This window comes from Nocardia sp. NPDC049737, from assembly GCF_040674755.1.
GTDB lineage: Bacteria > Actinomycetota > Actinomycetes > Mycobacteriales > Mycobacteriaceae > Nocardia.
The window spans coordinates 19,437-27,715 of sequence record NZ_JBFANH010000057.1 but is presented as its reverse complement, the minus strand read 5'-3'; the positions used below and the strand labels follow the sequence as shown (position 1 = coordinate 27,715).

General features: G+C 65.6%; 10 protein-coding genes and 1 pseudogene. 5 read left to right on the top strand and 6 right to left on the bottom strand.

Features of this window, described 5'->3' with window-relative positions; all coding sequences use genetic code 11:
* Positions 1 to 199, top strand: a pseudogene (locus tag AB0J47_RS40300) (hypothetical protein); the annotation flags it as partial.
* Here AB0J47_RS40300 and AB0J47_RS40295 read toward each other — a convergent pair.
* The gene (locus AB0J47_RS40295) at positions 200 to 1,501 is read right to left on the bottom strand and encodes a glycosyltransferase 87 family protein (protein WP_364359342.1); all 1,302 of its coding nucleotides are present in this window, start codon (positions 1,499 to 1,501) and stop codon (positions 200 to 202) included.
* Positions 1,502 to 1,599: 98 nt separating this feature from the next.
* Here AB0J47_RS40295 and AB0J47_RS40290 point away from each other — a divergent pair, with 98 nt between their 5' ends.
* Positions 1,600 to 2,223, top strand: coding sequence for a TetR/AcrR family transcriptional regulator (locus tag AB0J47_RS40290; protein WP_364359339.1), 624 nt, complete (start codon positions 1,600 to 1,602; stop codon positions 2,221 to 2,223).
* A 1-nt stretch (position 2,224) separates the two neighbouring features.
* On the opposite strand, the gene AB0J47_RS40285 is transcribed toward AB0J47_RS40290, so the two are convergent.
* Positions 2,225 to 3,373, bottom strand: coding sequence for an alpha-hydroxy-acid oxidizing protein (locus AB0J47_RS40285; RefSeq protein ID WP_364359336.1), 1,149 nt, complete (start codon positions 3,371 to 3,373; stop codon positions 2,225 to 2,227).
* Positions 3,374 to 3,642: 269 nt separating this feature from the next.
* On the opposite strand from AB0J47_RS40285, the gene AB0J47_RS40280 reads away from it, so the two are divergent.
* Positions 3,643 to 3,843 carry a hypothetical protein gene (locus AB0J47_RS40280; protein WP_364359333.1) on the top strand — a complete coding sequence of 67 codons (201 nt, stop codon included), beginning with the start codon at positions 3,643 to 3,645 and terminating at the stop codon, positions 3,841 to 3,843.
* On the opposite strand, the gene AB0J47_RS40275 is transcribed toward AB0J47_RS40280, so the two are convergent.
* Positions 3,840 to 3,986 carry a hypothetical protein gene (locus tag AB0J47_RS40275; protein WP_364359330.1) on the bottom strand — a complete coding sequence of 49 codons (147 nt, stop codon included), beginning with the start codon at positions 3,984 to 3,986 and terminating at the stop codon, positions 3,840 to 3,842. The genes AB0J47_RS40280 and AB0J47_RS40275 overlap by 4 nt on opposite strands.
* A 66-nt stretch (positions 3,987 to 4,052) precedes the next feature.
* Here AB0J47_RS40275 and AB0J47_RS40270 point away from each other — a divergent pair, with 66 nt between their 5' ends.
* Positions 4,053 to 4,760 (top strand): endonuclease/exonuclease/phosphatase family protein, encoded by a 708-nt coding sequence (locus AB0J47_RS40270; protein WP_364359327.1) that lies wholly within the window; start codon positions 4,053 to 4,055, stop codon positions 4,758 to 4,760.
* Here AB0J47_RS40270 and AB0J47_RS40265 read toward each other — a convergent pair.
* The 3 genes from AB0J47_RS40265 to AB0J47_RS40255 all read right to left on the bottom strand — a co-directional run bounded on the left by AB0J47_RS40265 (position 4,750) and on the right by AB0J47_RS40255 (position 7,122).
* Positions 4,750 to 5,133 carry a hypothetical protein gene (locus tag AB0J47_RS40265; RefSeq protein WP_364359324.1) on the bottom strand — a complete coding sequence of 128 codons (384 nt, stop codon included), beginning with the start codon at positions 5,131 to 5,133 and terminating at the stop codon, positions 4,750 to 4,752. The genes AB0J47_RS40270 and AB0J47_RS40265 overlap by 11 nt on opposite strands.
* 166 nt (positions 5,134 to 5,299) lie before the next feature.
* A complete protein-coding gene (locus AB0J47_RS40260; RefSeq protein ID WP_364359321.1) occupies positions 5,300 to 5,962 on the bottom strand; it encodes a response regulator transcription factor in 663 nt (220 codons plus the stop codon).
* Entirely contained in the window at positions 5,959 to 7,122 is a 1,164-nt protein-coding gene (locus tag AB0J47_RS40255; RefSeq protein WP_364359318.1) for a histidine kinase, read from the bottom strand. Before AB0J47_RS40255 ends, AB0J47_RS40260 begins: the two co-directional genes overlap by 4 nt.
* A 215-nt stretch (positions 7,123 to 7,337) precedes the next feature.
* On the opposite strand from AB0J47_RS40255, the gene AB0J47_RS40250 reads away from it, so the two are divergent.
* Positions 7,338 to 8,240, top strand: coding sequence for a sterol desaturase family protein (locus AB0J47_RS40250; protein WP_364359315.1), 903 nt, complete (start codon positions 7,338 to 7,340; stop codon positions 8,238 to 8,240).
* Positions 8,241 to 8,279 lie beyond the last annotated feature (39 nt).

Below are 8,279 nucleotides of genomic sequence, written 5' to 3'. Positions count from 1 at the left end.
GGCCACCACCTGCCCGCCGCCGCGGCACAACTTCTACGAACTGCCCCGAATCCGTTCCGAGCGTCCCGCATTCGAGCTGCACTACCCGCACATGGCCGATCGCATGCGCTCCGAATTGCACGTCGGCTGGGGCTCGGGCAAACACGCCGCCGCGGTCGCGGAACAGGGGAAGGCGGAGGCTTCCGGTTCGGAGTCCTGATTACCGCGCCGCGGCGGGTAGCGCGTCGCGTGCCGAATGTCGCAGCGGGTCACGTGCCGAATGTCGCAGCGCAACGGCGGCTGCGCCGAACAATGCGAGCGTCAGCCAGATGTATCCGTTGTGGACGAATGTCGCGAGGTGGCTTCCCGCGGGATAGTCGTAGATGCTGCTCATGGTCGGGTCGAAGAAGGCGATCACACCTCCGGATGCGACCATCACTGCGATGAGCAGCCCGATCGACGCGACCGCACCGCGTCTGCGCAAGGCGAGGTCTGCCAGATAGACCAGCAGAGGTGCGAGCCAGACCCAGTGGTGGACCCAGCTGTACGGGGACACCGCGGTGGTGGTGAGTCCGACAAGCACCACCGCGGGCAGTTCGCATCCGGTCAGCGACAGCCGACGTGCCAGATACAGGCAGGCCACGGCAATAGCGGAAGCACCTGCCAGCCAAAGCAATTGGTGCACACCCTCGACACCGACGGTGCGCGCGAGCAGGCCGCGCAGTGATTCGTTGCGCGGATTATCCGGCACACCGACGCGCTTGGGGTCGGCGAATGCACCGCTCCAGAAGGTCAGCGAGTCCTTGGGCATGGCCGCGAGACCAACGAGCACGGTCGCCGCGAATGCGGCAATGGCCGTCACGGCCGCCCGATACTTGCGGGTGACCAGCAGATAGACCACGAAGAAGGCGGGGGTGAGTTTGATGCCCGCCGCGATCCCGGTCAGCACGCCCTTCCAGCGCGAGGTATCGGGCAGCGCCATATCGGCGAGCACCAGCAACAGCAACAAGATATTGATCTGACCGAAGGCCATGGTCTCGCGCACCGGCTCGCACCACATCAGCAGGCCGGCGATCGGCACGCCGATCAGCACCAACCGCAGGTCGCGTCGGTAGCCGAGCATCGACAGTGCCGCCCACACCGACGCTGTGAGCATGGCGAAGTTGCCGAAGGCACCGACATAGGTGAAGACCTCACCGTGCAGATTGACCAGCGGGACGAACAGCAGCGCGGCGAACGGCGTGTAGACGAACTCCCAGACGCCGCGGGTGTGCCCAAGCAGCGGCGTGTCGTAGATGGAGGCACCGTCGACCACCCGGTGCCCGGCGATCTGATACACGCCCAGATCCATCAGATGCATCATGACCTGCATCGTTTCGCGCACCTGGTGGATGTAGTACACACCGGCGACCGTCCCGAGGATCGAGATCACCCAGAACGCCGAGGCGGGAATGGTGCGGCTTTCGGGCTCGGTCGGCGCCGCGGTCGGCGCCGCCGTGTTCTCGATCGTCGATACAGGCACGCTCATCTCCCAGCGATCGGGGTCCGGACTCGCCGACCTACGGTAGTGGCACTGCGCGTGCGGCGCACACCGCTGGGTAGGACCGGTATGGTCCTCGGATGCCTGCTGGCTCCTCATCGCGGATGTACGACGGACGGCCTGTCGCCGACCGCCGTGCGCAGCGGCGAGAGCAATTTCTGGCCGCCGGGGTCGTGGTATTCGGGGAGAGCGGCTACCAGAACAGTTCGATTACCGCGCTGTGCCGGGCGGCCGGATTGGCGCGCAGCCAGTTCTATGAGCATTTCGACAACCGCGAGGATCTGTTGATCGCGGTGTACGACCGGATCCAGACCGAGGCCAGGCAGGCGGTCACCGCCGGGACGGCGGCATCGGGTGACGCGGTCGGCCTGGCACAGGCGGCGGTGCGGGCTTACGCGGAAGCGATCGGACGTGACCCGCGCGTGGCCCGGATCGCGCATGTGGAGGTCGTCGGGGTCGGTGAGCGGGTCGAGCAGCGCAGGATGGAGCAGCGGGCGCTGTGGATGGACTTCTTCGAGGACCAAATGCGGCGGGCGCTCGGACCCGATTTCGAGCCGCCGGGTGGCTTCCACACGGCCGTAACCGGATACTTCGGCGCACTGCTCGCACTGGTACACCAGTGGAGCACCGGTGACGAGCAGACCGACCTCGCCGGGATCACCGAGGTGCTAACCCGATTCCTGATCAGCCTGATGACACCGTAATTCAGCGCCTCGGCCGGATATTCTCGCGCACCGCGGCGATATCCGGATAGCCGTTCACCGCCATGAGCAGATCCGCCTCCGCCAGAATCATCCGCAGCACGTGCACCAGACCCGAAACCCCGCCCAGCGCAAGGCCGTACACATACGGACGGCCGATGCCGACCATCGTCGCACCCAGGCCGAGCGCCTTGATCACATCGGTGCCCGACCGCACACCGGAATCGAAAAGCACCGGCACCCGGTCGGCAACGGCTTCGACCACCCCGGGCAGCGTCTCCAGTGCGCTCAGACCGCCATTGGCTTGGCGCCCACCGTGATTCGAGCAGAAGATGCCGTCGACGCCAGCATCGATCGCGCGGCGCGCGTCATCGGGATGGCAGATGCCCTTCAGGACGATCGGCAACTCGGTCAGCGACCGAAGCCACTCGAGATCGTCCCAGGTGAGCGAATTTCCGAAGGTCTGCACCCAGTGCAGCACGATGGACTGCGGATCGTCCGAGCCGACCATCTTCTGGAAAACGGGATCGGAGGTGTAGTTCTTCAGCACGTGCCCGCGCAACTGCGGGAAGTTCCCGATCGACAGATCACGCGGCCGCCAGCCCGGAACCCAGGTGTCCAAGGTGACCGTGATGCCGCGATATCCGGCCGCCTCGGCCCTGCTCACCAGACTCGCCGCCAGGTCGCGATTCTTCGGTGTGTACAGCTGGAAGAAGCTCGGCGTCGCACCCGCGTGACCGACGACCTCCTCCAGTGGATCCTCCATGAGCGTCGAGAAGACCGCGGGCACACCGGTTTTCGCCGCCGCCTCGGCGACCGCGATGTCGCCGTGCTTATCGCCGACCAAACCGATCACGCCGACCGGGGACATGAAGATCGGGCTGGGAAAGGTGAGTCCCCAGGCGTGCACCGACAGGTCGCGCTCGGTCGCACCGACGAGCATCCGCGGCAGCACACCCCAGTCCTCGAATGCCTCGACATTGCGCCGCTGGGTCAACTCGTCACCGGCTCCGCCCGCGATATAGGAGTGCAGCGTAGGGGGCAGTGCGGCCGATGCCTTCGCCTCGAGCGTCGCGAAGTCCATGGGGAACTCCGGGGCGTGTCCGCCGAGGGCGGCGAAGTAGATCTCGTTCTGATAGTCCGCGAACGCCACTGTTCTGCCCTTCGGTAGGGTCGATCGGAGGGGTAGCCTCCGCTTGCCGGAATATTAGACGCTAATGTCCATGATCAACGCCGGACGAACCGCGAAACATTCGACCACGGCACAGCGAAGGACTCTGTGCGATGTGCGTCACAGTTTCGTGGTGTTCGCACCGGATGACCTGCGCATCGAGGTCCGACGGCCGTACCTGCTGTAGCGCGACTAACCGCTGGAGCGACGGGTAATCCACCGAGCAGCTGACAGATTGTGAGAACCGCGCCGTGAATCTCGACTACCTCGATAGACCTGGTGACCACGACCTTCTGGTGGCCGATCAGATCAAGAGTCGTCCGCTACGCCGCCTGGTGCAGCTGGCGCTCGGCCTATCCACCGAGTCCATGGACCTACTCACGGCACTCACCGACCGATTACGGACCGCGGAGGGCGCGCTGGCCGATCCGGCGACCAGTGGCGAGTTCTAGCCTCGACAATCGAATGCGACCCTGCCGTGGCGACCACCCGGCGCAGCTGAAAAGCCGCCGCCGTATTCGGCCGCGGTGCGTTCCCGGCCGCCGATGGACAGCATGACCTCGAGGTCGAGCGCGTGCGCGGTGGGACGACGCATTCGCCCAGGCGGACAAGGCCATCCGGCTCGCCGATGACATCGAATACGGCATTAGCATCGTGAACTGTGATCACAGTGGCCAGTTGGAATGTCCTGCACCGTGTGCACGCGGAGAATTGGAGCTCCGATATCGCGACCCGCTGGCCCGATGAAGTGGCGCGCATTGCCGCGGTAACTGCCTGGATCGCCGAACGGCCCGAACAGGTCATCGCGCTACAGGAGGTCAGCGGCGACCAACTGGCGAACCTGCGATCATCATTGTCCGACAAGGACATTCACGCCTTGCGCTATCCGCGCGTCCCGCGACCGCGCAATGGAACCACCGCACTGCGAGATCCCACCGAACATCTCGTCCTGGTCCTCGACGAACCGGGCCGAGAAATCGCGGCCGAATCGTTCGAAAACGATCCCGGCAACGGCGCACTCGCCGTCGAAACGGCGGGCGTGATCATTGTGGCAACCCATGTGACCGGTGATCTGCGCCGTACCCGCCAGCTGACCCGATTGGCCGAACTCGCGCCACCGGACCGTGCCACGGTGCTACTCGGCGACTTCAATATCGACCGCGCTGAAGTGGCATCCGCACTCGGCCCCGACTTCACCATCGCCGAGCTGCCACCGGCCTCCGCGCCGACCCGTCCGCGCACATCAGGCACCAAATCGCAGTTCATCGACCATGTCATCGTGCGTGGCACGACCGTCCAGGACGCCTCCGTCGTGGCGGTCGACGGCCTCTCCGACCACAATTTCGTCCGCGCGACCATCACCGGATAACGAGACCGCCGGCACGCCACAGCCAGCGCCAGCGCGGCAGCTCCACGATCGCGGTGAGCACCGCCAACACACTTACCGGGACGGCGAGCCACACCGGCCAGACCATCCAGGCCGCGACGACCGCCGCGACCAGTTGCAGAACTACCAGCGCGATGGTGCCCCACCCCGGTACGGCGACAAGCACCTGCTTCTTGTCACCGGGCGTGGCGAACACGGTGGGCAGCCCGATCAGCGCAATCACCGAAAACACGGCCAGCACAACCGAATGCCCAGCCAGCGCCCATGGCGTCGCGACCCAGGCGATGAGCTCGGTCGTAAAACGCAGTACTGCCGCGATCCGGCCCTGATCTGTGAGATTCGGCGATTCAGACACGGACGCCAGCGTGCCATGCAATGCGTCCCGATGCGGGGCGAAGCCCCGGGCCGAAGGGGATGGTCCGGGGCTTCACTGGAGATTATCGCGCGAACCGGTGCCTGAGTTAACCGCGCGCAATAGCGTGTTCCGGCGGTCCGGGACGTCAACAGCGAAATACGCGGCACTAGCCGCCGTGTGGGGAGACGAGGCCGTGCTTGTGTGCGTACACGACAGCGTGAAGGCGGTCGCGCACACCGAGTTTCGCGAGTACTCGGGATACGTGTGTTTTGACCGTCTCTTCGCCGACGCCGAGTGCCGCGGCGATCTCGGCATTGCTGCGCGCATCGGCCAGAAGCAGCAATACTTCTCGCTCCCGGGCGGTCAACTGCTGCACCTCTGGTGGGGTGTCCGGCGGAGCCAGCGTGCCCGCGAACCGCAGTATCAACCGTCGCGTCATCGACGGATCGATCAGGGCATCACCACGGGCCGCGATTCGGATGGCGGCCACCAGTTCCTCCGGCGGCAGGCTTTTCAGTAGGAACCCGCTGGCCCCGGCCTGCAGTGCGCGGTAGAGGTTGGCGTCACTGTCATAGGTGGTGAGTACGAGGACGCGGGTGCCGCCCGCCGCGACAATTGCCGAAGTGGCCGCGAGTCCGTCCAGCTTCGGCATGCGCACATCCAGAATCGCGACATCCGGGCGCAGCCGGGCGGTTTCGGTGATGGCACTGCGACCGTCGCCCACCTCGGCGACGCATTCGAGATCGTCCTGACTGTCGACGACCGCGCGCAGTCCGGAGCGGAACATGCTGTGGTCATCGGCGATCAATACGCGGACCGGTGCGTTCACGAACCTCCGATCGGCATGGCAACCCTGGTGTGCCAATGGGTTTGCGCATCGTCCGGACCGAATCGCAGTTCGCCGCCGAATAATTCGGCGCGCTGACGAATCCCGCTGAGTCCACGGTGCTCCGCCGTATCGCCCATATCGGCGGTGTCGGCGAGTGGATTGATCGACTCCAACACCACCCGGTTCGGCTGATAGTCCACGACCAACTGCGCGTGCGCGCCGTCGCCATGGCGCAGCGCATTGGTCAGCATCTCCTGCACGATGCGATACAGCGTCAGATTCAGCGAATCCGGCAGCTCGACGGCCGCACCGCGCACGATGAAATCGGCGGCCAGACCTGCCGCGCGCACCCGTTCCAGCAGATCCTCGATATCGGCGAGCCCGGGCTGGCGCTGCCCGTCCTCCTCGCGCCCGTGTAGCAGATCGAGTTGGCGACGCAGGTCGACCATGGCCGCACGGCTACTCGATTCCACCGCGGTCAGCGATCGGGTGGCCGCGGCATTCCCGGTGTCGGCCATGGCGATTCGCGCCGCACCGGCATGGATACCGATGGCGCTGACGTGATGGGAGATCACATCGTGCAGATCTCTGGCAATGGCGGCGCGTTCCTCGGCGACGGCGCGGGCGAGTGCGGTCCGCTGCTCCTGTTCACGTAACTTGGCCTGCTGCTCCAGATCGGCGATATACGCGCCCCGCGCCGCCGTATACCGACCGACCAGCCATGGCACCACACCGACCGACACCGTCGACGCCAGCAGCAGCCGCCAATCGTGTGAGGTATTGCTGCTGATCAGCAGATGCGCGCTCGCGAAGCCCGCACTCATCGTAAAGACGGTCAGCACCGATTTCGGACCGACCATCCAGGCGCCGGCTCGATATCCCGCCACCAAGAAGCCGACGTCGGCGAAGCGTGCGGCAAAGCCGTGTCGGTGCAGCATCAGGGCCTCGGCCAGTCGCAGCGCCACCTGGATCAAGGCCACCGCACCGGCGGTGCGCGGCGGCGCGGCCAATGCGAGATCGGCCGCGACGATGGCGATCAGCACTGCGGTGGCCTGCCACGGGGCCACCGCGAAGATCCCATTCAACGTCAACATCGCGGCATCGACCGCCGCGGCCGCGGCCGCGACCACCAGCGATTGGCGGGCCAGCGATCTGCTCACATCCAACAGTTCGCACCACCTTCGCACAGTCCGGGTCGAGCCGTCCGCGGGCGATCCTACCCAGCGTTCGCCCGTATTCCTCGGACCGAACTCTGCCTGGGCGCCAGCCGCGGCACATCCCCCGTCCGGGGGACCGCAAATCCCTCGTCAGCGCGATGTTTTCCCAGGCCAGCGCCCGTAACGTGGCGGTGAAGCAGCAGAGTGGAGGAGCCATCGTGATCGGTGCGCAGTTATTCATCTACGCCATACCGGCGTTCGCCGTACTCATGTTCGTGGAATGGATCGACTATCGCCGCGATCCGGATCGCCCGGCCAACGGTCACTCCGGGCGGGATATGGCCTCCAATATCACCACCTATCTGCTCGGCCGATTCCTGAAGCCGGTGCTGCAGTATCTGATTCCGTTCTCGGCGGTGGTGGTCGCGGCCGCGATCACCCCGCTGCACCTGTCGCCGACCACATGGTGGGTGTGGGTGCTCGGGCTGGTGGTCACCGACTTCTGCTACTACTGGGCCCATCGAGCCGACCATCGGGTCCGGCTGCTGTGGACCTCGCACAGCGTCCACCACTCCAGTCAGTACTTCAATCTGTCCACTGCCATCCGCCTGCCCTGGGTGCATCCGGCCGCCACCATTGTGCGCGGATTCGCCTGGGTGCCAGCGGCTTTGATCGGCATGCCGGCGTGGATGATCTTCCTGCTGCAGACCATCGGGCTGCTCTACCAGTTCCCGATCCACACCCAGCGCATCCGGACCCTGCCACGCCCGATCGAGTTCCTGTTCAACACCCCGGCGCATCACCGCATCCACCACGGTTCGAATCAGCCCTATATCGATAAGAACTACGGCGGCGTCTTCATCATCTGGGATCGGCTCTTCGGCAGTTTCGCCGCGGAGAGCGAACCCATCCGCTACGGCCTCACCAAGAACATCGGCACCGACAACCCGCTGAAGGTCAACTATCACGAACTCGGGGCGCTGATCAGCGATGTGCGCCATGCGAATACGTGGCGCGGGCGCCTCGGATACATCTTCGGCCCGCCCGGTTGGACCGAAGCGGCGCAGGTCGATCCGCAGGTCATCCCAGCCTCAGCGCGCGAGGGCTCGGTCGCCGCATAGTTTCCTTCCGCGGCGGCTTACGGCCGCCGCGGACTGCCA